This window comes from Granulicatella sp. WM01 (genome assembly GCF_004570605.1).
In the GTDB taxonomy this organism is placed as follows: Bacteria; Bacillota; Bacilli; order Lactobacillales; family Aerococcaceae; genus WM01.
This window is the reverse complement of sequence record NZ_SPPB01000003.1, coordinates 59093-83866: the sequence shown is the minus strand read 5'-3', so window position 1 is coordinate 83866 and position 24774 is coordinate 59093. Positions and strand designations below refer to the sequence as shown.

The 24774-nt window shown below is 31.8% G+C and carries 23 protein-coding genes; 18 read left to right on the top strand and 5 right to left on the bottom strand.

What is annotated here, in order from left to right; genetic code table 11:
- Nucleotides 1-316: 316 nt before the first annotated feature.
- From E4T68_RS01170 to E4T68_RS01160, 3 genes are all read right to left on the bottom strand, one after another.
- Nucleotides 317-442 (bottom strand): DUF4044 domain-containing protein, encoded by a 126-nt coding sequence (locus E4T68_RS01170; protein ID WP_135123296.1) that lies wholly within the window; start codon nucleotides 440-442, stop codon nucleotides 317-319.
- Between the two features lie 59 nt (nucleotides 443-501).
- Complete coding sequence (locus tag E4T68_RS01165; protein WP_135123294.1) at nucleotides 502-2175, bottom strand: NFACT family protein; 1674 nt, start codon at nucleotides 2173-2175, stop codon at nucleotides 502-504.
- Between the two features lie 642 nt (nucleotides 2176-2817).
- Complete coding sequence (locus tag E4T68_RS01160) at nucleotides 2818-3327, bottom strand: helix-turn-helix transcriptional regulator (protein ID WP_135123292.1); 510 nt, start codon at nucleotides 3325-3327, stop codon at nucleotides 2818-2820.
- A 170-nt stretch (nucleotides 3328-3497) separates the two neighbouring features.
- Here E4T68_RS01160 and E4T68_RS01155 point away from each other — a divergent pair, with 170 nt between their 5' ends.
- The 10 genes from E4T68_RS01155 (at nucleotide 3498) to E4T68_RS01110 (ending at nucleotide 12043) form a co-directional block, all read left to right on the top strand.
- Complete coding sequence (locus tag E4T68_RS01155; RefSeq protein WP_228099203.1) at nucleotides 3498-3728, top strand: helix-turn-helix transcriptional regulator; 231 nt, start codon at nucleotides 3498-3500, stop codon at nucleotides 3726-3728.
- A 301-nt stretch (nucleotides 3729-4029) separates the two neighbouring features.
- Nucleotides 4030-4851 (top strand): DNA-formamidopyrimidine glycosylase, encoded by an 822-nt coding sequence (gene mutM, locus E4T68_RS01150; RefSeq protein ID WP_135123290.1) that lies wholly within the window; start codon nucleotides 4030-4032, stop codon nucleotides 4849-4851.
- 13 nt (nucleotides 4852-4864) lie between these two features.
- The gene (gene coaE, locus E4T68_RS01145; protein ID WP_135123288.1) at nucleotides 4865-5470 is read left to right on the top strand and encodes a dephospho-CoA kinase; all 606 of its coding nucleotides are present in this window, start codon (nucleotides 4865-4867) and stop codon (nucleotides 5468-5470) included.
- A 44-nt stretch (nucleotides 5471-5514) separates the two neighbouring features.
- Nucleotides 5515-5976 carry a transcriptional regulator NrdR gene (gene nrdR, locus E4T68_RS01140; protein WP_135123286.1) on the top strand — a complete coding sequence of 154 codons (462 nt, stop codon included), beginning with the start codon at nucleotides 5515-5517 and terminating at the stop codon, nucleotides 5974-5976.
- 480 nt (nucleotides 5977-6456) lie between these two features.
- Complete coding sequence (locus tag E4T68_RS01135) at nucleotides 6457-7761, top strand: DnaD domain protein (RefSeq protein ID WP_135123284.1); 1305 nt, start codon at nucleotides 6457-6459, stop codon at nucleotides 7759-7761.
- 12 nt (nucleotides 7762-7773) lie between these two features.
- Nucleotides 7774-8697, top strand: coding sequence for a primosomal protein DnaI (gene dnaI / locus E4T68_RS01130; protein WP_135123282.1), 924 nt, complete (start codon nucleotides 7774-7776; stop codon nucleotides 8695-8697).
- A 439-nt stretch (nucleotides 8698-9136) separates the two neighbouring features.
- Nucleotides 9137-9481 carry a hypothetical protein gene (locus tag E4T68_RS01125; RefSeq protein ID WP_167753760.1) on the top strand — a complete coding sequence of 115 codons (345 nt, stop codon included), beginning with the start codon at nucleotides 9137-9139 and terminating at the stop codon, nucleotides 9479-9481.
- Nucleotides 9468-10277, top strand: a complete 810-nt coding sequence (locus E4T68_RS01120; protein WP_194185066.1) for a hypothetical protein — start codon at nucleotides 9468-9470, stop codon at nucleotides 10275-10277. The genes E4T68_RS01125 and E4T68_RS01120 overlap by 14 nt, the downstream gene beginning before the upstream one ends.
- 8 nt (nucleotides 10278-10285) lie before the next feature.
- Nucleotides 10286-11074, top strand: coding sequence for an ABC transporter permease (locus tag E4T68_RS01115; RefSeq protein WP_135123278.1), 789 nt, complete (start codon nucleotides 10286-10288; stop codon nucleotides 11072-11074).
- A gap of 54 nt (nucleotides 11075-11128) precedes the next feature.
- The gene (locus E4T68_RS01110; RefSeq protein ID WP_167753759.1) at nucleotides 11129-12043 is read left to right on the top strand and encodes an ATP-binding cassette domain-containing protein; all 915 of its coding nucleotides are present in this window, start codon (nucleotides 11129-11131) and stop codon (nucleotides 12041-12043) included.
- A 575-nt stretch (nucleotides 12044-12618) separates the two neighbouring features.
- On the opposite strand, the gene cbpA is transcribed toward E4T68_RS01110, so the two are convergent.
- Nucleotides 12619-13260 carry a cyclic di-AMP binding protein CbpA gene (gene cbpA, locus E4T68_RS01100; RefSeq protein WP_167753758.1) on the bottom strand — a complete coding sequence of 214 codons (642 nt, stop codon included), beginning with the start codon at nucleotides 13258-13260 and terminating at the stop codon, nucleotides 12619-12621.
- Nucleotides 13261-13567: 307 nt separating this feature from the next.
- Here cbpA and E4T68_RS01095 point away from each other — a divergent pair, with 307 nt between their 5' ends.
- The 3 genes from E4T68_RS01095 to E4T68_RS01085 all read left to right on the top strand — a co-directional run bounded on the left by E4T68_RS01095 (nucleotide 13568) and on the right by E4T68_RS01085 (nucleotide 18247).
- Complete coding sequence (locus E4T68_RS01095) at nucleotides 13568-14341, top strand: DUF6612 family protein (protein WP_135123270.1); 774 nt, start codon at nucleotides 13568-13570, stop codon at nucleotides 14339-14341.
- Nucleotides 14342-14708: 367 nt separating this feature from the next.
- Complete coding sequence (locus tag E4T68_RS01090) at nucleotides 14709-16439, top strand: ABC transporter ATP-binding protein (protein WP_135123268.1); 1731 nt, start codon at nucleotides 14709-14711, stop codon at nucleotides 16437-16439.
- Nucleotides 16439-18247 carry an ABC transporter ATP-binding protein gene (locus E4T68_RS01085; RefSeq protein ID WP_135123266.1) on the top strand — a complete coding sequence of 603 codons (1809 nt, stop codon included), beginning with the start codon at nucleotides 16439-16441 and terminating at the stop codon, nucleotides 18245-18247. Before E4T68_RS01090 ends, E4T68_RS01085 begins: the two co-directional genes overlap by 1 nt.
- A gap of 580 nt (nucleotides 18248-18827) precedes the next feature.
- Here E4T68_RS01085 and E4T68_RS01080 read toward each other — a convergent pair.
- Entirely contained in the window at nucleotides 18828-19310 is a 483-nt protein-coding gene (locus tag E4T68_RS01080) for a hypothetical protein (RefSeq protein WP_135123264.1), read from the bottom strand.
- A gap of 286 nt (nucleotides 19311-19596) precedes the next feature.
- Between E4T68_RS01080 and E4T68_RS01075 the strand changes: the two genes are divergently transcribed.
- The 5 genes from E4T68_RS01075 to E4T68_RS01055 all read left to right on the top strand — a co-directional run bounded on the left by E4T68_RS01075 (nucleotide 19597) and on the right by E4T68_RS01055 (nucleotide 24724).
- Nucleotides 19597-20301: a glucosamine-6-phosphate deaminase gene (locus E4T68_RS01075; protein ID WP_135123262.1), complete on the top strand. Its 705-nt coding sequence runs from the start codon at nucleotides 19597-19599 to the stop codon at nucleotides 20299-20301.
- Between the two features lie 458 nt (nucleotides 20302-20759).
- Entirely contained in the window at nucleotides 20760-22493 is a 1734-nt protein-coding gene (gene dnaX, locus E4T68_RS01070) for a DNA polymerase III subunit gamma/tau (protein ID WP_135123260.1), read from the top strand.
- 3 nt (nucleotides 22494-22496) lie between these two features.
- A complete protein-coding gene (locus E4T68_RS01065) occupies nucleotides 22497-22808 on the top strand; it encodes a YbaB/EbfC family nucleoid-associated protein (protein ID WP_194185065.1) in 312 nt (103 codons plus the stop codon).
- A 22-nt stretch (nucleotides 22809-22830) separates the two neighbouring features.
- Nucleotides 22831-23430 (top strand): recombination mediator RecR, encoded by a 600-nt coding sequence (recR, locus tag E4T68_RS01060; protein WP_135123258.1) that lies wholly within the window; start codon nucleotides 22831-22833, stop codon nucleotides 23428-23430.
- A gap of 541 nt (nucleotides 23431-23971) precedes the next feature.
- A complete protein-coding gene (locus E4T68_RS01055; protein ID WP_135123256.1) occupies nucleotides 23972-24724 on the top strand; it encodes a DeoR/GlpR family DNA-binding transcription regulator in 753 nt (250 codons plus the stop codon).
- Nucleotides 24725-24774: the final 50 nt, after the last annotated feature.

The window sequence follows — 24774 nt, the reverse complement described above, 5'->3', positions numbered from 1 at the left end:
TACCCAAAATATGAAAAAACTGGCAACAATACTACACAAACAGTATTGTTTTTTTCTTTTAAACAGTACTTTTGCTACTCTATATAGGTTTAATATAAAAGCACATCACATTTTTTCTATTTTAAAAATGTGATGTGCTTTTTTTATTATATTGTCAACAATCTGAGCGTGTTGGCATTGCCAACACGCTTTATTATAAATAGGTAAAGCAATCTTTTTAAGTCAAGAGGAAACTAGCCGATTTAAAACGTATTTAAGTCTATTAGTGAGTTTTTATTTAGTATATAAAAAACACTCGCAAAAGCGAGTGGAAAACTTATTTTAAATATTGAAATAGTGAAAGTACTAGAGTAATCCCTGCTGATACAAGTAAAGCAACTAACATCACCCAAGTCACTATTTTTGTTATTTTTTCCATTTTTGTTTTTTTCTTCTTAGCCATAAAAAACTCCTTGTTTATCATTGTTTCTTTATTGTACTGTATTTTTTCAAAATTTCCAATTAAGATAATTTATGCTTGTCTATTTCTTGTTGTGTTGGTGTGACATAAATTGTCTTTTGTTTGTCATAAATGACAAAACCAGGCTTAGCACCATTTGGTTTTTTAATCTGTCTAACGGCAACGTAGTCAACTGGCACATTACTTGCTTTTTGATATTTTGAATAGTACGCAGCAATAGTAGCAGCTAATTTAATGGTATCATCACTAGGTTGACTCGATTGGATAATGACATGTGATCCGGGAATATCTTTAGTATGTAACCAAATATCATCTTTTTTAGCCATTTTCAATGTCAAATAGTCATTTTGCATATTATTTCGTCCTACTAAAATTCGTGTGCCGTCACTCGATTTGAACTGTAACGGCTCTGCTTTTTTTACAGGGGATTTACGTTTCATTTTCTGTTTATCTTTTAAGTATCCCGTAGCAATCAGTTCATCTTTTATGGCTACAAGATTTTGTGTATCTGAAAGATGTATTTGAACAAGCACACTATCCAAATATAAAATTTCTTGTTGACATAATGCGATTTGCTCTTTCAAAAAATGCAAGGATTGTTTTGTCTTTTGGTATTTTTTGAAATATGCCTGTGCATTTTGATTAGCACTCAATTGAGGATTTAACGTAATTTGTAAAGGTGCATCATTGTCATAATAGTTAGGCAGCGTTGCTTGAGTTGCTCCTTTTTCGAGTTGAAAAGCGAACGTTGTTAAAAGTTCTCCTTTTATTTTGAATATATCAGCATGTTTTGCTTCTTCACACTCATGTTGTAATTTATTTAATTTTTTTTGATTTTTTGATATTAGTTGATTAAGTTGTGCAATAAGATTACCACTTAGTTGTTTAACACGTTCTAGTTTAGCTTTGTTTGCGTAATAAATATCCAGTAAATGACTAAGCGTAGGTATTGTTTTGCCCTGGGGATAAAAAATAGGTAAAAAGTCGTAAGGTATATCATCTTTTAAAAGTAGCGTAGCTTGTGTTGGTGCTTGTTTTAATAGCATTAGTACCTGCGATAATGGTTTTTGTGTATCCGTTAAAGTGTTTTTAATCCATTGTAATGTGCTTTGTCCAATACCTTGTAAGGTGTGTTGAATAGTATCCATTTGAATAGTAGAGTCAAGTTGTTTAAAATCATCATGTGACAACGCCATGATATTCACTTTATTTTGATAAGGTGGTAACTGATAATAAGTATTGGCACGAATTTGACGATAACTATTTTTGGAGGTTGGAATATATTTTAAACAGTCGATAATAACATTAGACTGAGGATGAATAAGAAAAACATTACTGTGTTTTCCCATCAGTTCTACTGTTAAATGATAAGCATGATTATCCCCTAGTTCATCATGATTTTGAAAACAAAAGGTCGTAATACGGTCTAATCCTACCTGTTGAATAGATTTCAATGTTGCACCTTCTAAATATTTACGTAATAACATACAAAAATTCGGTGCAACTTCTGGATTGAAAAATGTTTCTTCAGTTAAATGATAACGTGCTTGCGTTGGATGAGTATTGATTAACAATTTATAATTTTGTCTATTTGCACGTAATGTGAGGACAATTTCATAATCACTTGGTTGATAAATTTTATTAACACGTCCACCAACAATGGTTTGGCTTAGTTCATTATTGATATGATAAGTAAAAAAACCGTCAAAACTCATAATAAACCTCCTTGAGATAAATACAGTTCAAATAATCGCTTTATATTATAGCATGTTTCTTCTATTTATGGTATGCATGGAAGAAATGTTGCTCTATATATTATCTGATGCTTGTTATGATTTGTGGTTACTAGAAAATTTAGTTATTTTTCTAAGTAGTAAAAAAGAAGTTGAGTATCTATGCTCAGATATGATGAAAAGCGTTGAAAATATGGAGATTAAAAAGGGAATATTTTAGTTGACAAGCAAGTATAAATCACGTATGATGTATAGCATGCGATGAGTCGAGGCGTGACAGTAGTCACTACTCAAGTAGCGTGCAAGTGGGAAACCACACTGCCGGATATGCAGGCACGTTTTATACATTGTGTGAACCGATGTATAATTTTACTACATAAAACCCCTAAAATGTATTATACATTTTAGGGGTTTTATGTATATGACGTTGGAAATATTGTCAAAATACAAAAAAGGGACTGGGAAAAAATTGGAATTTTAGCCTTTCGATTAACATTTGAAAAATTGAAAACAGCTTAGAATCAACGTTTCTGATGACGTCATTATAAGCTGTTTTTTATTTTTAAGACTTTTTTCCCAGTCCCTTAATAGACACATTAAAAGTTAAAGTATCTTTTGCAATGACTACATAATTGAAATACGCATAACAATCTTGCCGATAATTTCCAATTGATTATCTTGAGTATACGTGTCAATTTTGTAATGATTTGACTCTTTATGGTAGTAACATAAAATATCATCTGTTTCATATTTATCTTTTTTCTCTAATAGCAATTGATCGCCTTTAGAAAATAGATATTGTTCAACTTTTGAACTTTCAGCAATTTTAAGATTTTCGTATGGAGAAAAAATATCTAATGTTTTATTTTCGAGTAATTTTACGACAACATATTCTTGACTTAAATCTTTTACATCAAAAAAAGAATATTTAACTAAATCATAGATTGTAATGTCTAAGGCAGTTGTAATTTTTTCAATATTTCTCTTTGAAATAATCGTTTTTCCTTTTACGTAGTCATTAATCGTACTTGTTGAAATACCGGTCATGCGGGATAATTGAGCCTGATTAATATTTTTATTTTTTAATAACATTCGTAAGTTAATACTTGTTATACTTTTAAAGAATTCTAACATATTCTATACACAACCTATCTAGAAAAAAACTATTTTGTTAATATAAAAACTTGAATTAACCCTATCTTACCATAATAACGATAAGGTAAAAAGATGTTTAAGTTTTTAGATTGCTTTTCAGTTGACTATCCGTTTGTTTTCGGATATTATAAGGAAAAGGTGGTGGATATATGATAATGTTAACATTAAAAGCAGCTAGAGTAAATTGCAATTTAACAATACTTGAGGCTTCAAATATTTTAGGGGTTAACAAAGACTCTTTATCAAGAATTGAGAGAAATTCAACTAAAATCTCGAGATCTTTAAGTAAAAAGATGTCTAAGTTATATCAAATTCCAGAGGAACATCTATTCTTTGGAGATATTAAAGATTTTCCACTTATAAAAACAGTGAGAAAATAAGGTTAAGAACAATGTTGTTTTGTGCTGATAGAAAGTTTGGCACATGGGGGAGGACATGCTAATTTAGCATGTCCGTTTTTATATAAAATTATTTTAATAATAATTCCGATATATTCTGAATTGTTAGTCTAGAAATATATAGAAACAATCAATAAAATCTATTTATTACAGTATACTATTTTATTGTATGAAATACAATGAAAAAACATGAAAAATTTATGAAATATTCAGAAGATGTATGTTTTTACAATGCATGTTATAATAAGGAAAATATGAGTGGAATTTATAAAGGAAGACTATTATGCCAGAGTTACCAGAAGTTGAAACAGTAAGACGTGCTTTAGCTAAAGAAATTGTCGGAAAGACAATTAAGGAAATATGTATTTTTTATCCTAAAATAATTGAAGATGTTGAACAATTTAAACAATGCATGCTAAATGAAACAATTCATTCAGTGGATCGCAGAGGAAAGTATTTACTAATTGTGTTGAAACATTGGACTATTGTATCTCATTTACGTATGAGTGGAAAATATTTTATAACCGATACAAATCAGGTATATTCTAAACATGTTCACGTGATGTGGACTTTTCATGAGGGAAGCATTTTACAGTATGAAGATGTCCGTAAGTTTGGGCGGTTTATAGTGCTTTCTAATAAAGACGTTATACCTTATTTTGAGCATAAGAAACTAGGTGTTGAACCTTATTTTGACACATTTTCTATAGAACGTTTCAAAAAAGACTTGCAAAAAAAGCATCAGATGATTAAAGTTGTGTTATTAAATCAGCACGTTGTGGCTGGATTAGGAAATATTTATGTTGATGAGGTGTTGTATCAAAGCCGTATTCATCCAATGCGTGTGGCGAGTGATTTAAATGAGAGTGAAGTTGAACAATTACATTATCATATTATATCTATTATACAGGCAGCTATTCAAGCTGGTGGAACGACCATTAGAGATTATTCAAGTCTAGGAGAACAAGGGAATTATCAAACTAAACTATGTGTGTATGGACAAACTGGAAAAGCGTGTCTATTTTGTGGGCATACAATCGAAAAAATAATCGTTGGACAGAGAGGAACACATATTTGTTCGCACTGCCAAAGAATGACAAATTAAGGAGTGGGAAAGAATGTATATTGTAGGATTAACAGGTGGTATTGCCAGTGGGAAGACGACAGTAGCTAATATATTGAAAACCTTGGATGTACCATTATGCGATACAGATGAATTGGCAAGAAAAGTCGTTGAAAAGGGAAGTGTGGGGCTAGAACAAGTTGTATCGCATTTTGGAAAAGACATTTTATTAGAGGATAACACCTTAGACCGTAAAAAATTGGCAGATATTATTTTTAACCATGCTGAAGAACGGGAAACACTTAATCGTATATTGCATCCACTTATTTTTAAAGAAGTTAACCAGTGGCTAGATGAGCAACTAGAAATGCAAGCAGATGTGGTTATTATTGATATGCCTTTATTATTTGAAGTAGGCTACGATAAACAAGTTGATGCTGTTTTAAGTGTATTTGTGCAGGAAGATGTTCAAATAGAACGCTTAATATCGCGTAACCAGTATTCGTATGAGGAAGTAAAAAGCAGATTGTATGCACAGATGCCTTTAATTGCTAAAGTAAAACGCTCGGATTATGTGATTGATAATACTGGAAGTGTTGAAGATACAATCAAACAAGTCATTCGTTGGGTAAATACGGTTAAATCCATGATAAAGCGTTAAAAAGATGTTATAATAAAGGCAAATAAACAGTAAGGAGAATACGTATGCAATGTCCACGATGTAAATATAGTAGTTCACGTGTTATTGACAGTAGACCAGCAGAAGAAAATACGGTAATTAGACGGCGTAGAGAATGTGAGGAGTGCAGACACCGTTTTACAACATTTGAAAGAATTGAAAAGACTCCACTTTTAGTTGTGAAGCGAAATGGAAATCGTGAAGATTTTAGTCGAGAAAAATTACTGCGTGGGTTAGTAAGATCTTGCGAAAAACGTCCTATTTCTTTAGAAACACTTGAAAAATTGGCAAGTGATGTTGAAGTAGATGTATACAATATGGGTGAGAGTGAAATTTCTACAACGACTATTGGGGAATTAGTTATGGACCGTTTGGCTGTAATTGATGATATTGCTTATATTCGATTTGCTAGTGTGTATCGCCAATTTTCAGACAAAAACAGATTTTTACAAGAATTAGAAGAACTCGCTAAACGCTTAGAGCAATAACAGGATGTGAGATTTCGTGCGTTACGAATGCTGAAAAAATTGTGGCGAAACGTTTCATATTTGAGAGGGCGCACAGCAACAATAGAATATGAGCGACAAACAAGGTTTTTCAAGTGAGTGCGAAATCGAACTCAACTCTAACAGGATGTGATATTTCGCGTGCTACGAACGCTGAAAAAATTGTGGCGAAACGTTTCATATTCGAGAGGGCGCACAGCAACAACAGAATATGAGCGACAAACAAGGCTTTTCAAGAGAGTGCGAAATTGAACTCAACTCTAATAGGATGTGATATTTCGTGTGCTACGAACGAAGCAAAAAGTGCAATGTGTGGGAAGCACAGGGCATTTAGGAGCGAACACATCTAAGACTAAGTGAATGTATACTAAATATAAATTTGAAAATGCGGAGTTAGGGCATGGAACAGTTACGTTCAATGCATAACTTAACACAATGTAATCGTATAAAGGAGGTGGATAGATGCTTGAGTGGAAAGATATTAATATGCAAGATTATGTGATGATACAACATTTGAATACTATTACAGACGTAGATAGAGATGTGGTGTTTACGTTATATCAGCCTATGATAGGAGCAAAGGCTGCAGCATTGTATCAATTTTTAGTGTCGCAATCTAAAAATCGAATCCGACTTACTCATCAGAGCATGCTCTTTATGCTCCAATATAACGTGCAAGAATTTTTTCAATCCAGAGCACGTCTGGAGGCTATGGGATTATTGATAACGTATCGCACAGATGATGATACATTAGATAGATATATTTATGATGTTCAAGCCCCCGTATCACCGTATGATTTCTTTAATGATCCTGTTTATTGTGGGTTGCTTTGTGAGCAAATTGGTCAAGAACATTTTAACCGATTAAGAGCAAAATTTATTGTACACCCTGTGTCTTTAAAGGATTATACAAATATTTCTCAAAGTTTTGGCAAAGTATTTGGGCAGCACATTACGCTACAAACTAATGATGCTCACATTATTGGACAACAAAAAGCACAATTAGCAATTGACAATGAAGATTTTGATTGGGAATTTTTCTCACGCTTAATTTTAGGAACGTATGTTACACAAGAACAGATAACAGTTCAGGTAAAGCAAGCCATTTTAACAATACACCAGTTATATCATACTTCACCAATGGATATGAGAGAATATATTCTGCAAGCTCATTCTTTAGCAGATAATACAATAAATGTTGATAAATTATATGCCATTGCTCGTCAATACAAAACAAACTATCACGACAATCCACGTGTTAAACAAACGATAGATGTACAGGAACAAGATGTTAAAAAGTATCCTGAAGAAATTCAAGTATTAATTAAACAATGTGTTCAATTTGCACCAGCCGAGTTTGTTAGACAAATTAAGACGCAGAAAAATAAACAACAAATAAACGGATTGCAATTTCAAGTAGAAGAACTAGAATTAAAAGTGTTAGAACTATTAATTAAAGAGTTTCAATTTAAAGATTCTGTTGTCAATATGATGTCTTATTATATTTTAGTTGTGTTAAATCATGCAGCTTTGACACAAGCCTATGTTAAGAGAGTAGCGAATGATTGGGTAAAACATAATATTGCAACACCAGAACAAGCAATTGACTATTTGAAAAAACGTGTAGAAACTAGAGAAGAACGCCAAAAACCTAAAACACGTCAAAAAAATGTGAAACAAATTAAATTAACAGAACGTGAGAAACAGGCATTACAAGATATAGATATTCCTGTAGATGAAGAAGATTGGCAAGGAGTATTTTCGTAAAGAAGGTGAATTATGGAATCAATAAGAGATCATTTAGAACGTTATCAACACAATGGTGTATTTAAAGAAACATATCAGAAACTCATTGCGCAAATGATGATGGATGAAGATGTGAAAGAGTTTTTAAAAGAGCATGAGAGTGAATTAAATGAACAGATCATTGCAAATAGTTATTCTAAATTATATGAATTTATTAAAGAAAAAGAACGTATTCAAATAAAAGGGCATTCACAAAATCCAGGATTTGCACCAAAATTAATGTTGAATGTTGGATATATTGATGTTGTGTATCAGGCTACAGATGAGTTTTTACTACAAGAAGAACAGCGCCAAGTAGCTAAACGTATTCAAACATTGGAGATGCCAAAAGGAATTGCGGAATTACGTCTGTCACCAAATTTTTTGGACGCAGGAAAAGGAAGAATAAATGCTGTAAAATATATTGTAGAATTTTGTAAAGCGTATCAAGATAATCCACGTGCAGAGCATAAAGGGGCTTACCTTTATGGAACATACGGAATAGGAAAAACACATCTACTAGGGTGTCTAGCTGGAGAATTAGCTTCAAAAGGATATAGTAGTTATTTAGTGCATTTTCCAAGTCTGGTTGTCGAGTTAAAAGAAGCCATTGCAAAAAATAAAGTCAATGAAAAACTAGATATTATTAAGAAAGCATCTATTTTGATGATTGACGATATTGGTGGAGAATCTCTAAGTGCTTGGATAAGAGATGATGTTCTAATGGTTATTTTAGACTATCGTATGAGGCAACATTTACCAACGTTTTTTACATCAAATTTAGATTTTGATTCTTTAGTGGAGCATTTGAAAGGAACAAGTGTTGAAGATGAGAGAAAATCGCAACGTTTAATGGAACGTATCAAAGTATTGGCTAAGCCTATGGAAATGCGTGGAGCAAATAGACGTGATGAGTGAATGACTAAAAGAGCATAGTGATTCTGTAGGTATACTAAAACAAGTGGAATGTGTTTGTATTGGTAAAGTCAGTAAACCTTTGCCAAAAATAATGTTCAATATAAGTATAGATTCGGTTAGAATAGAAAAATTTTGCCATGAACATAACTTGTCATATTCCAAGTCGGATAATAAAGAGCATCATGTTTAGTATAACTGTTGTGTAATGGGAATAAGACATATTTTGTTACGAAGCGTTAAGGAAACGCAATGTAACATATGCATAGTATTAATGCTCGCAAAATCATTTTTTTGTGTTATAAAACCGAATGTTCATTAAAATATACCGGCGAAAAAACCACTTCACTTAATGATATAAATAATCGGCTCTTCGTCAAATGATGTTGGTAAGTAAAAATTCCAGCAAATATTAAGTTGTTTTTTCTTAATAGGACTAGTTGTGTCTTTTCGAATCGGTATGCAGTTGTCAGGTTTAATCTTTGAAATTGAAAATAAAGGCAAAGTAGCTGGTTTACTTAATATAAATATAAACAAGGCAGGTAATAACGATTCTTCAATTAGTGTAATAAAAGAGGAAGAAATAATAGAAAATGATTTTTCTCTATTTGAATTTAGAGAAATGGGTTTGCAGCTTAAATTTTTTAATAAGAGAATAGATGATTCTGATAAAGCATCATTTATTTCAATTTCTTATTATTTTGATTCAAATGTGGAAATCAAAGAGAAAAAACTGATACATTTAGTTGAAAATTATATTAGGAGGAATAAGTTTGGTTTTAGTTAGCCAAATTATAAAACAAATCAAGATTGTAAAAATATATAAGATTACTCTCATTTCTGGGATTGTGACTCAAATATTTTTTGCAATTTTTAAAAACTATATTTTAATTGCATTTGTTGGCAGTAATGAGCAGTTATCGCCAATGAGTGAATTACAAACTACATCGTATATTTGGGTAACACAAGTATTATTTGGTATTGTTCCTTGGACAGTTAATAGTTCTGATTTTGATAGTATTAGAAAAGGAACGGTGGCACTGGACCTTGTAAAACCAACAAGTATTTTTAATTTTATTTTTTCAAAAACAGTATCTTGGAAGTTTGTTGGAATGATGGCACGTGGTATACCAATTTTTTTGTTCTCTTTAATGATATCTTTTGCTTTTCCTGATATTGGATTACGATTATCGTTACCTAATATGGATAATTTTTTGCTTTTTATTGTTTCAGTTTTACTTGCAGTTCAACTAAGTACACTTATAACGACCTCCATGTATTGTTTGGCTTTTTATTTTACTTCTATTACAAACTTTGTAAGTACGATTGGTTCCATCGCATATATACTTTCTGGAATGGTTATTCCATTGAGATTTTTTCCAAAGGAGATTTCAGATTTTTTGAACATTCAACCGTTTAGATATATTGTTGACTTACCTGCTCAGATTTTTAATGGTTTATATGATAATAAAGGTTCATTTTTTGTGCTTTTAGTGCAGATTATGTGGATAATCATCTTCTATGCAATCAATCTTATAGTTTATAAAGATATTGAAGGAAAAATTGAGATTAATGGAGGATAGTTAAGAAGATGAAATATTTTGCGATTATAAAGTTAATTTTCAAAGCATATTTACAGTATAAAGTGGATTTTTTCGTTGGAATTGGCAATCAAATTCTAGTCATTTTTTTTGAACTCTTGGGAATGATTTCATTGTTCAATATTTTTGGTAAATTAAATGACTGGTCAGTATCAGAAGTTTTTTTAATATACGGAATTGTCAATTTTTCATTTTCTTTTGCAGAGATTTTTTATAGAGGTTTTGAGTCAAGTATGGAACGATTAATCCGAAGTGGAGAATATGATAGGTATTTATTACGACCATATTCAACGATTCTACAAATTTCAGCTTTCAATTTTCAACTTATTAGGTTTGGAAGATTAGCAGTTGCATCATTTGTTCTCGTCTTTAGCATAGTAGAGAATATTTCTTTTTATAATTGGTACTTATTAGTTTTCTATATTCCGTTTGTCATTGTATGTGGATGCTTTTTATACGTTGGAATATATTTATTTATTGGCTCTTTAACTTTTCTATTTAATCAATTTATGGAATTTACCAGTATTTTTGTACAAGGAAGTGTTTCAATGATGCAATATCCTAAGGAATCATTTCCAAGACATATTCAAAACTTTTTTACATTTATATTACCTGTATCATTAATATCCTATTATCCAGTAATTTTTACTTTACAAAAATCTGGTGAGAAGAATTTATTTTTTTATGCTATCAGTCCTATTGCAGGTATAATATTTTATTTTATATCAGTTGTCTTATTTAAATATTTGGAACAGAAATACTCGTCTTCGGGAAGTTAGAAAGGTAAAACACTTATGGGATACATCGTTGTAAAAAAATTAAACAAATCATTTTTGAGAAAAAGAAAAGGAGAAGTTGATACGATACACGCACTAAAAAATATTTCTTTTGAACTTGAAAAAAGTGAGATAGTGGGGTATTTAGGACTAAATGGTGCAGGAAAAAGTACAACAATTAAAATTCTATCTGGTATTTTGAAGCCAGATAGTGGTTCTGTAACAGTAGGTGGCGTTGAACCATATAAAAATAGGAAACGTTATGTAAAAAATATTGGTGTGATGTTTGGGCAACGTTCACAATTAGAGTGGGATTTGCCTGCAATTGATACATATTTAATGTTAAAACAGATTTACAATATTCCAACAGCTCAATTTTGGGATACATTTAATCATCTATCTGAATTATTAGATATGGATGATATCGAAAAAATTCCAGTAAGACATTTGAGTTTAGGTCAGAAGACAAAATGTGAAATTTTAGCAACTTTTCTTCATAGACCGTCTTTAGTTTTTCTAGATGAACCAACTATTGGTTTAGATATAAAAGCAAAAGAAAATATTCATAAGGTTATAAAATCACTTAATAAAGAATTTGGGACCACTATTTTTATTACTTCACATGATTTATCGGATATAGAAAAAATGGTGGACAGAGTGTTGATTATCAATAAAGGAGAATTATTCTATGATGGTTCACTAAAGAATTTGATTAAAGATTCTGAGCAATCACAGGAGTTAACTGTTGAAATAAGTGAAAAATCGCAGTTTAGTTTATCAAAGCATTATAAGGTGGACGAACTAGAGTATAATAAATTTAAAATAAAACTGATAAAAGAAGACAATTTAGTAACTCTGATTAATGAATTAATGGAAAATAATGAAGTAATTAGTTTGAAAATAGATGAGCCAACGTTGGAGTCAGTTCTAATTAATTTGTATGATACGATTGAAGTGAAGGAAGAAAAATGATTCTCAAAATAAATAGTTCCGAAGTCATAATAAATTTACATAATATTCAAATACCTTTGCTTAAGGGATTGATGCTAAAATCCCATAAATATTTACCTTATACTTTTTTTTCAAAAAATTATTTTGAGAAACATACAATACGAGGAGACAGTAGTAAAATTCACATTTCAGAATGGATTCCTTTTCACAATGAGTTGATTTCTTATTTTTCAGGGAAAGAAAATTTTTATACTATGTATCAAAATTTTAATGATATTTCCTATAAACTGAACTTTTTGTTAGATAGCGAATTAGAAAATTTAAAAACTAGTTACATAAATTTAAATGAAATCGATACAATTTTAAAATATTTTGTCTTACTTCATACTTTTTGGTCTTTGAACTATGGGTGTATAATAAATCGTGTTGGCAAACTTTTTTGTTCCTCAACACGATTTATTGTATATCCTGAAAATGATAAAATGACTTGATGTGTGATACATTTTTTTAGTAATAAACAAACTTGTGCAGGCAAACATTTGTTTGCCTGCACAAGTTTACTCAGTTTTCAATAATCCTAAAATTATTGAAAATAGTTAAATACCGTGTGCTAAGTTTTCAATAGATAAAATGCTAAACTCTTTTTTTTCTAAACGTATGATTAACTTGTTGAGTTCTTCTTGAGTCAATGTGTTAGAGAATGTTATTTGAACACGTTTTTTTAGCGTAAAATCATCTTTGTCAAGTGTCATTAATTCGAAGTTTTCACTAGATTTTTTGATGAGTTTAATGAGTTGGGGTAATAAGTTGGTTTCTCCAGACAAATCAACTGTAATAGAAAAACTTGATGCATTTATTTTCCATGTTTGAGAGAGCATCAGCATAAAGTCATCATGACGAACAACTCCTAGAAAGTGGTTATCATGGTTTAAGACAGCAATATAAGGTAAATCTTTTAATTTAAAAAACAATGTGTAAAAAGCGTCTGTATCATAAACAAATTTCGTTGCATTTTTAAGTAATGTTGTGACGGCTATTTCTAAAGAGCCTCCCTTAGCGATATGACGATAGATGTGATATTTATAAATGTTCCCTCGATATAGTTGACCAGATGAATCTAAAATAGGAATACATCTTAAATCATGTGTTTCCATAAGGTCTAAAGCCGATGAAATGGTATCAATGGATGACACATGCGGCAAATTTTCTCTGGGAAACAATAGTGATGAAATAATCATAAAATCTCCTTGTCTTTGTACTAGACGTATCATAGCAAATTTTATTTAAAATAACCAGTATTTAGTCTGATGAATATGCACGATATGTTAGAAACGCAAAAAGACGATATAAAAATGATGTAAACATTAGATAGATTTTTATTGGTGATAAATTGGAGCTGTGTTTGAATAGGATTTTATGGAAAACCCTATTTTTGTGAACAATTCATATCAATGGTGTTACAAGTTAATGAGAAAACATATAAAACATTGAATAATTAGAAAAATAGGATATAATAAAAGTATAAATATTTTTAGGAGGTTTACGATGAAAAAGAGATTATTATTTCTTGGTGCATGTATATTACTAGGGGCTTGTCAAAATCCAAGTACACCACAACAATCAAGTGACAGTACACAGGTAACTACACAACAGAAATTGTCAAAAACAGATGTTTTAAATAAGCAAATAGAGGCAGCTAAAACAATCAAAAGTCTAGCTATGGATATTGATGTAAAAGTCAAAGTTGATGAGACAAAAATGGAGCAAGTTATTCTGAAAAATTCTGTAGAGTTAATTATGGATCCTCTGACCATGAAAATGAACATGCAAGCATTTGGAGTGGAATCAGAATTTTATTATGTGAATGATAAGTATTATGTAAAAGTCAATGGAGAATGGATAGAATCTAATGGAGATGTTAACAATCAAATAAATTCTACGAAAAACCAATTTAATGCACTTGAAAACTTAAATCAAGAGTATGCTACAGTTGATGAAAAAGATGCGTACTATCTTGTCAACGTAGACTTAGTAGACAAAGAAAAAATTGAAGATTATTTAAAATCAAGTCTTTATGGTTCAGGAAATGATAGCTTAATTAATAGCATGATGCAATCAGGGGGGACAATAGATAAAATTACGGCATCTTATAAGGTAGATAAGAAAACATTTTATTTGATGGAATCTGAAGGTTCAATAATCATGACTGTACCAAATGGTGGCAATAAGCAAACAGTTGCTATAGATTTTACAGCACACTATAAAGATGTGAATGCTGTGAAATCTATTGAATTACCAAACGATTTACCGAACCGTTAATGCATAGTTCTCTTAGAAGAGAAAGATACTAATAAATTTTAATAACGTGGAGTTAATACAGATAGGTGTGTTGACTCCATGCTTTTTATTTGGTGTACATAAAAAGAACTAGGCATAAAGTTGAGCAATGTATACAATTTTGGTCAAACATAGCTATAAGAGATTGAGTTAGTGGTATGAATCTTACTTTTTTCCGAATTTTACAGGAAAAGAAAAAAGTGTTTTATTGTATAATAACTGTTTTTTTACTCACGTTTATCTAAGCTAAAATAGGTGAATATGCAAAAAATAGCAATCTTAGCATTTGAAATGCTTTTTTATTTTTGTTAAAATAAAAAGATGATTAAAAAATAAAGGAGTGAAAAATATGATTAAACGGATATTACCGTACTTTAAAAAGTATAAAAAATATCCCTTTTTTGCGATGATAGCAATTTTAATTGAGGTTTTATGTGAAGTGATACAACCGGTTATTGTGGCAAATATTATTGATAAAGGGGTTAGTCAGAAAAATCTTGAGTTCATTGTGCAGCAAGGTCTGCTTATGGTAGGGTTGTCTATAATTGCCCTTATTGCAGGTATGTTAGGGGCTAAATTTGCGTCCTTAGCGGGAACAAATGTGGCCTCAGAGCTTCGTAGAGCTGAAATGGCTAAAATTCAGGGCTTTTCATTCCATAATATCGATTACTTTTCTAATGCTTCTCTCGTGACACGTTTAAGTTCAGATGTAACAAGTGTTCAAAATACAATTATTATGACACTACGCATTCTCTCTCGTGCTCCTTTGATGTTATTTATTACGATATTCTTAGTTGTACAAATTAATGCTCCACTTTCTCTTGTTTTGATTATTGCTGTGCCATTTTTAGTTTTAGCTTTAGCATTAATTTTGTCTATCGCCTTCCCACGTTTTAAAAAGTTACAACAAGCAGTTGATAGTATCAACCGTACATTGCAAGAAAATTTTATAGGTATCCGTGTTGTAAAATCTTTCGTTCGAGAAGATTATGAAAGAGAAAAGTTTAATGCTGTCAACACAACTTTTAAAGAAAGAGCTTTGCGTGCTATGATGGTTGTTATTTTCAATGGTCCAGCTATGCAATTAGCCATTTATGCGTGTACAATTGCAGTAATGTGGTATGGAGGAAATATGGCCATCGCTGGTGGAATTACTAATGGGGAGTTAATTAGTTTCTTGTCTTATATCACGCAAATCTTTATGTCGCTAATGATGATGTCCTTTGTGTTTATTATGTTTACAATGACAAAGGCTTCAATGGATAGAATATTTGAAGTGTTGGATACTGAAATTGATATTGTAGAAAAAACACACGCACAAAGTAGGCCACATATTCAAGGGGATGTGTCATTTGAACATGTGTATTTTTCTTATGGAAAAGATCAAACGGAAGAAGCATTAAGTGATATTCATTTTGACATTAAAGCTGGGCAAGTGTTTGGGATTATTGGGCCAACAGGGTCTGGAAAAACATCTCTTGTGCAACTTATTCCACGTCTTTTTGATACAACAAAAGGTTGTGTAAAAGTGGGTGGAGTTGATGTTAAAGAGTTTACATTTAAAGATTTACGTCAACATGTATCTATGGTATTGCAAAAAAACACACTGTTTTCTGGAACGATTCGTGAAAATTTATTGTGGGGAAATGAGCAGGCAAGTGAAGATGATTTAATTCAAGCTGCAAAATATGCACAAGCACATGATTTTATTATGGAAATGCCAGATGGTTACGATACTTGGGTTGAACAAGGTGGAGGAAATTTCTCTGGTGGACAAAAACAAAGGTTATGTATTGCTAGAGCAATGGTTAGAAAACCTGCTGTCCTTATTTTAGATGATTCAACTTCTGCAGTAGATACAGCAACAGACTCACATATCCGTGAAGCCTTTTTTAATCATTTTCCAGATACAACAGTTATCATTATTGCACAACGGATTTCGTCAATTCAAGGTGCGGATAATATTTTAGTTTTAGAAGATGGAAAAATGAGTGCATTGGGAAATCATGAGATGTTATTAGAAAATAGTGACATGTATCGTGATATTTATGAAACTCAAATGAAAGGAGCACAAGTATAATGGAAAAAATGAATAAAGCTGGACGACGCCCTCAAAATATGGCAAAGACTTTGAAACGCTTAATGACGTATTTGTGGAGAAACAAATTTCAGCTAGGTATTGTGGTTGTTGCTCTAATTATTAGTACCGTTGCCAGCGTTGCAGGAACATATTTTATTCGCCCATTAATTAATGATTTTGTTGCTTCTAAAGATGTTAATGGTTTACTTCGTATGATTGGTCTAATCGTACTTATCTATATGTGTGGAGTTTGTGCCAGCTATTTTTCAGTTCGTCTTATGGTTGTTATCGGGCAAAAAACAATTAAAACGATTCGTATGGAACTTTTTGATCATATTCAAAAATTGCCAATTCGTTTTTTCGATACGCATAAACATGGCGATTTGATGTCACGTTTTACAAATGATTTTGATAATATTCAAAATGCGTTTAACAACAGTTTACTTATGTTGTTAACGTCAGCTTTACAATTGGTATTAACCTTTATTATGATGCTTATTTTGTCGCCATTATTAACAATAATGATTGTCATAATGCTTGCGATTATGATGTATATTGTTAAATTTGTTGGGTCACGTTCAGCCAAATATTTCGGAATGCAACAAAAAACACTTGGAAAAGTGAATGGGTATATTGAGGAACATATTGAAGGACAAAAAGTCATTAAAGTATTTAACCACGAGCAAAAAGTACTAGAAGAATTTGAGGAATTAAATCAAGAATTAAACCGCTCTGCGCAAAAGGCACAGTTTTATGCCAACACAATGTTTCCGATTTTAGGCAATATTTCGTATGTTAATTATGCATTAACGGCAACAGTGGGAGGCTATCTTGTCATTAGTGGAATGATGGACGTAGGAGCATTAGCTTCTTTCCTACAGTTTTCCAGAACGTTTGCACAGCCTTTGGCACAGATTTCCCAACAATCTAATGTATTGCTGGCTGCCTTAGCAGGTGCCGAACGTATTTTTAGCATTTTAGATGAACACCCAGAAGTAGATGAGGGGAAAGTAAGTCTTGATCAAAGTGATGAAGATCAATGGTATTGGCTTAAAGATGACAATCGTATTCCAGTAGTTGGGAAAATCATTTTGGAACATGTTGATTTTGGGTATACGAAAGATGTTAATATTTTAAAAGATATTAATGTATGGGCAGAACCAGGGCTAAAAATTGCTTTCGTTGGTGCTACAGGTGCCGGAAAAACAACGATTACAAATTTGATTAATCGATTTTATGAGATTGATGCAGGAACAATTACATTTGACGGTATTCCGATTACACAAATAAAAAAAGAAGATTTAAGACGAACCATTTCTATTGTTTTACAAGATACGCATTTATTTACAGGTACAATAGCAGATAATATTCGCTATGGTCGTTTGAATGCGAGTGATGATGAAGTGGTTCAAGCTGCAAAACTGGCTAATGCACATAGTTTTATCAAACGTTTACCTGAAGGGTATCGAACAGTTATTACTGGGGATGGAGAAGGACTTTCTCAAGGGCAGCGTCAGTTACTGGCGATTGCTAGAGCAGCAGTAGCTAATCCAAAAGTATTGATATTAGATGAAGCCACCAGCTCAATTGATAGCCATACTGAAGGACTGATTAGTCAAGGTATGGATCAGTTAATGTATGGGAGAACATCATTTGTTATCGCACATAGGCTGTCTACTATACGTAATGCTGATGTAATTATGGTCATGGACCATGGAGAGATCATTGAACGTGGAAATCACGAAGATTTAATGGCAAATCAGGGAATGTATTATAAATTGTATACAGGACAAATTGAGTTAGATTGATGTATAAACAGATATTTTTTTATTAGTATATTAAAAATAAAAGTGATGTGACATATTCCAAAGATCAGTAACTAGGTCAAAAAACTGGGAAAAAGTCAAAATAAAAAAGTGGGAAGATTTGAAAAAATCTTTCCACTTTTAGCATATATACTTAAAGTGCATAGAATAAAAATACGAGAGGAGAATTCAAATTATTGTGGAATGGAATGTTGTTTTTGATATGTCAATTAATCATGAAATTTGTTTGATGAATTGACGGAGCAATTAGTGAATTTTTATGTTTTTTAGCGAAAAATACAGAATAATGATAAAATTGATTTTTCCAGTTCCTTTTTCATATTGAAAAAGAAACTGGAAATTAACAAATAATAGTATAGGTATATCATAAATCGACAAAGGTTATTGACCAGAAAGCACCTCAATGTAAAGTTTCTTTGAACTATATAATGGTTATCAAATTTTTTTAACAAATAAAACATATTTGCTTTAAGAGAACGATGATCAGATAGTGAAATGATAGATGTATAAATCGCTATTTTTTATGTATACTGATGTGTGTTTTGATTTTTTATGAGTAGAGTCATTTCTTTTCTGAAGATTTAATATCAATTATTTTTCGGTATATATATGTACTAATTAAGACATATACTGGACATAAAAGTATGATAAGCAATGTTCCTTGAGCGGATAGAAAGTGTCCAGAAAAAATATTGACTAGTGCATAAACGGCGATTAAAACAGTTCCCGGAAGAACGATTAGAGAGATAGTAAATAAAATAGAAAGGAGATCGAGTAGAACAAGTAAGCCTAAAATACCCGATAAGATAATATGTTCAATAGTTTTTTGGGGAGTGGAGAATGTAAAATCCGATAATATTACCTTAGATAATATATGTGCTGGATAATAGAGTAGAACGTGTAGTATAGGTATAAGTAGAGGTATTTGTGTCATCATAGTTATGGTAAACATAGGACCAAATGCAATACAAAATAAGATAAAATGTGTAGCTAATGTTAAACATTTGCGAAGTGAATGATGTGTTGATAATTGTGTTGGTTTCATAAAGACGCCTCCCTTTTTCATTAAGTATAATCAATTCATTAAAAAAAATCAAATTTGCTGTGGAATAGAGCGAATGGATAGGACAAAAAGGTGATTTGAAAAGTTGTATAAAAGTGTGAAATAGTCTAATATGCTAGTTTTATATTCTCTTCAATGATTATTCTTTATCAGAATAGCGAAATTTATAATGAAAAACGTTGAAAAAATATAAAAACATGTTACAATATAAATGTGAAATCCTTTTCAGTTTTGTTGAAATATATAAGAAAGAAGCAGGGGGAACAGTATGAATATTATTGTTGTAGAAAACGCACAGCAAGGTGCTGAAAAAGCGTTTGAATTATTTGAAAAAGCGTATCAACATGGGGCTAAGCATTATGGTTTAGCAACAGGAAGTACACCAATTGAATTGTATACATTAATTCGTCATAGTAATCTAGATTTTTCAAATTGCTATTCAATTAATTTAGATGAGTATATTGGATTATCTCCTGAAGACGAGCATAGCTATCGTTATTTTATGGAACAACATTTATTTAATACAAAACCGTTCAAAGAAAGTTTTGTTCCTAATGGTTTAGAGCAAGATGAGCAGACGGAAATTTCACGATATGAAACATTATTGAAACAATACCCTATTGATTTGCAAATTTTAGGATTAGGCACTAATGCTCATATCGGATTTAACGAACCTGGAACATCGTTTGAGGAGAGAACACATAAAGTGCAGCTGGCAGAGGCTACAATTCAAGCTAACCAACGTTTCTTTGAGAAAAAAGAAGATGTGCCAACACATGCCTATTCTATGGGATTGCAGTCTATCATGGATGCTAAAGAAATTATATTAATGGCATTTGGAAAAGCTAAGGCACAAGCTATTAAAGATTTAGTAGAAGGACCAATTACAGAAAGCGTTCCGGCAAGTATTTTACAAAAACATGAGCGTGTGACAATTATTATTGATAAAGATGCTGCTGAATTGTTAAATTAGTTCTATTCATATTAGGAATAAAAATAGTATAACACTAGTGTTCTAAATATGAAGTTGAGTGTACAATGAATCGTGTTGGTAAACAAAAAAGTTTGCCAACATGATTGTTTTTATATCCTTAGTAAAGCAAATGTTCTTTCTCATCAAGAGGATGTGATGATAATCTACTATTTTAATTGGATTAAAGTAGAAATATAATGTTGTTATAAGCGTGTTTAAGAGCAAGGTATATTCAAAGTGTGAGTAATCTTTTTGGTCTATGTCAAAAATAGTTTAAATGGAAGCAACATGTTATTTTGTTTATTGTAGCAAGTGTAATATGTATTTATATGTTGTGATAATGTGGCAAAATATAGTCTTAGCTATGTGCGATATATTTTAAAACAGAGCTACTACTATTATTTTTTTTGTAAATAGATTATAATGTAAAAGATATGGTAGTAGATTGGAGGGAAAGCATGTATCAAGCGTTGTATCGTGTATGGAGACCACAAAAGTTTGAAGATATTGTGGGACAAAATATGATTAGCCAAACGTTAAAAAATGCCATTTTATCTCACAAAGTTAGTCATGCATATTTATTTACTGGACCTAGAGGGACAGGGAAAACGAGTGCGGCTAAAATTTTTGCAAAGGCGATAAATTGTCCTAATCAAATGAATGGAGAGCCATGTAACGTTTGTGATGTTTGCCAAAGTATCACACAAGGTACCCTTGGTGATGTAATCGAGATTGATGCAGCTAGTAATAACGGTGTTGAAGAAATTAGAGATATTCGGGATAAGTCTAGATATGCACCGACACAAGTTCAGTATAAAGTGTATATTATAGATGAAGTACACATGCTTTCGACTGGAGCGTTTAATGCATTATTGAAAACGTTGGAAGAGCCTACACAAAGTGTCATATTTATTTTGGCAACAACAGAACCACATAAAATTCCGGCGACGATTATTTCAAGAGCTCAACGATTTGATTTTAAGCGGATTACAAGACAACATATTCAAGAGCGTTTAACCTATATTCTTGAACAAGAACAGATTGAATATGACGATAGAGCATTGCAAATTATAGCTAAAAGTGCTAATGGAGGCATGAGGGATGCACTTAGTTTGCTGGATCAAGCTATTTCTTATGGTGATCAAGGTGTTCGTTATGAGGATGCTTTACAAGTGTCTGGTAGCATATCTCATGAACAGATGCTTAGTTATGTGATAAACATTTATGAACAGAATACATCAAAAGCTTTAGAGGACTTACACTGTGTGTTACGTGATGGAAAAGAAGCAGGGCGTTTTGTTGAAGAACTGTTAATATTTGCTAGAGATATGTTGATTAGTCAAGTTGTATCACCAGATGGCACATTAGTAGATGTTTTGGATTCTATGCCGAGTATATCTTCCGAGTTTATTTATGCAATGATTGAGGAATTAACATTAACTCAGCAGGCATTAAAGGTAACTACACAAAAAGATATTTACCTTGAAACATTTACGCTCAAAATGGCAAAAGCATTGGACAAGAAAGCTAGCAATAGTGCCGATAATGCCTTAATTCAAGACTTGTGGCAAACTGTGGAGCAACTAAAGAAACAAGTTGAGCATCTTCAAAAACAAGAAAATGTTCAAAAAGTGCCTATTAAAGATGTTCCTAAACGACAAAATAATAAGCAGTTTACACCTAATTTGTCAAAAGTATTTAGTGTTTTAGCTCAAGCAACAGCTAAAGACAAACAGCTTGTTCAAGAGGAATGGCACGATATTGTGTCATGTTTGAGTGTATCACAACAAGGTAAATTGAATTCATCAGTCGTTTTAGCAGCAAGTCCACATGGGATTGTTTTGGGATTTGAGTATGATGTACTTTGTCAGATGACGGCCACAGACACCTCGTTACAACAAGATTTAAGCCAACACGGAGAGCGTTTGATTAAACACCCGTGTCGTATTGAGTGTGTGCCGTTAAGTCAATGGCAAACGATTAGAGATAAATTTGTTCAATCTAAAAAAATGGGAACACTTGAACAGTATTTACACCCAACTTTAGTTGAAGAATTGGAACCACAAACAGCACGTTCTAGTGAACATTTAGAGCCACTAGAAGAGGCAATTACAGAAATTAAAGAAGAAATACCAGAAATTATTAGTAAAGCAACAGAACTATTTGGTGATGTTGTAGAAGTGGAGGAATAAATAATGATGCGTGGCATGGGAAATATGCAAGGTATGATGAAACAAATGCAAAAATTACAAAAAGAAATGGAAAAAGCTCAAGATTATTTGAATGAGCAAGAATTTGTAGGTATATCAACCAATGATTTTGTTCAAGTAAAAATGACTGGGAAAAAAGAAGTGATTGATGTCATCATCAAACCAGAAATTGTTGATCCAGAAGATATTGATATGCTTCAAGATCTATTAGTTGTGGCAATGAATGATGCGCTTAAAAAAGTTGAAACACGTACTCAAGAAGTCATGGGTAAATATACACAACATTTGCCATTTTAATGGAGGAATGAGGTTATAATACATGCAATATCCATTACCAATTGAAAAATTAATAGATAGTTATAGACGTTTACCTGGAATTGGTGCAAAAACGGCTGCTAGGTTGGCTTTTTTTAGTATGGATATGCCAGAAGAAGATGTGTTGCAGTTTGCTAATGCACTTATTAGTGTCAAGCGAGATTTAACGCATTGTTCAATATGTGGGTATATTACGCAAGAAAGCCCGTGTTTAATATGTTGTGATGAGCAAAGAAATCGTACGCAAATTTTAGTCGTTGAAGATTCTAAAGATGTGATTTCAATGGAGCGAATGGGAGAATATAAAGGGCTTTATCATATCCTAGGTGGAGTACTATCTCCAATGGATGGAATTGGGCCAGATGATTTGAGTATTTCGTCATTAATTCAACGACTGCAAGATGCAGAAGATGTGCAAGAAATCATTATTGCAACTAATCCTACTGCTGAGGGAGAGGCAACCGCAAAATATATTGCAAGGTTATTGAAACCAGCAAATATTATGGTTACACGACTTGCTCATGGACTGGCTGTTGGAAGTGATATTGAATACGCAGATGAAATGACATTATTACGTGCTATTGAAGGCAGAAGAACTTTATAATACATAATGGGACTGGGAAAAAAGTCTTAAAAATAAAAAAACAGCTTATAATGACGTTATCAGAAACGTTGATTCTAAGCTGTTTTCAATTTTTCAAATGTTAATCGAAAGGCTAAAATTTTAGTTTTTTCCCAGTTCCTTTTTGCGTATACAATCGTGTTGGTAAATAAAAAATTGCTAACACGATTGTTTTGATGTTGTTCAGTAGAGTAAATCTATTTTTCAACAAGTATTCAATTTTTCATGTATATTAAAAGATATAATAAACGAACCATGTATATCATACTGTATCTTAATAAAGATAATAATTAGACTGTGGACTTATTGATTAGAGAGCAGGATACATAGTTTATAAAATGTAATAAACATAAAGTTTGGAAAAGTTATATCTATGTATATGAGGGTGTTTTCAATATGATAAATCATGTAGCCGTAGTAAAAATAGAGATTGAATGATTGAAAATGATTGTTTTTGATTGAAAATGATTGAGTTATAGGTTAAAATGGATTATACAAATATAATATTTTAGGGGGAAAATGTATGCTGGCAGCAGAACGACACCAGTATATATTGCATCAATTAGCTAAACATCAGAGTATAAAAGTAGTAGATATTGTTGAGGCAATACATTGTTCTCAAGCTACTATTAGACGTGATTTAGATATATTGGAGCAACAACATCAATTAAAGCGTGTACATGGGGGAGCTATTTTGCCTACGCTTAGTCAAGATAGTCTACTTAAAGAGAGATTAAAGCATGGTGAAACAGGTAAAATCCAATTAGCTAAATATGTTTCTCAACATTTTTTGAACGGAAGGCAATGTATTTTTTTAGATGCAGGATCATCCACACATCAATTAATTCCCTTTCTCAATGCTAAGAAACATCATGTTGTTACAAATGGAGCACATCATTTAGAACGTCTAGTCAAGTATAATATTTCCACCACTTTAATTGGTGGGAAATTAAAACAAAGAACACAAGCTATTGTGGGGAGCATGGCAGTGCAACAAATCCAACACTATCATTTTGATAGTGCAATTTTAGGTGTGAATAGTATTGATAACACATTTGGATTGTCGACTCCTGATTCAGAGGAAGCCTTTATCAAACAAATGGCAATTCAACAAGCACGGCAGTCTATTGTACTAGCTGAATATGCAAAATTTGATACCCAGTCTTTTCATCAATTTGCAACAATTCAACAAGTTGAGATTGTGACTGTAGATTGTCCAGTCATGTATCGTCATTTTAATCAAGTGCATTGCTTAAATAAGTGGCATACGAAATGATTGGGTTGTCATAACAAAAAGTAGGAAAAATTTTTCCTTAAAAAGACATT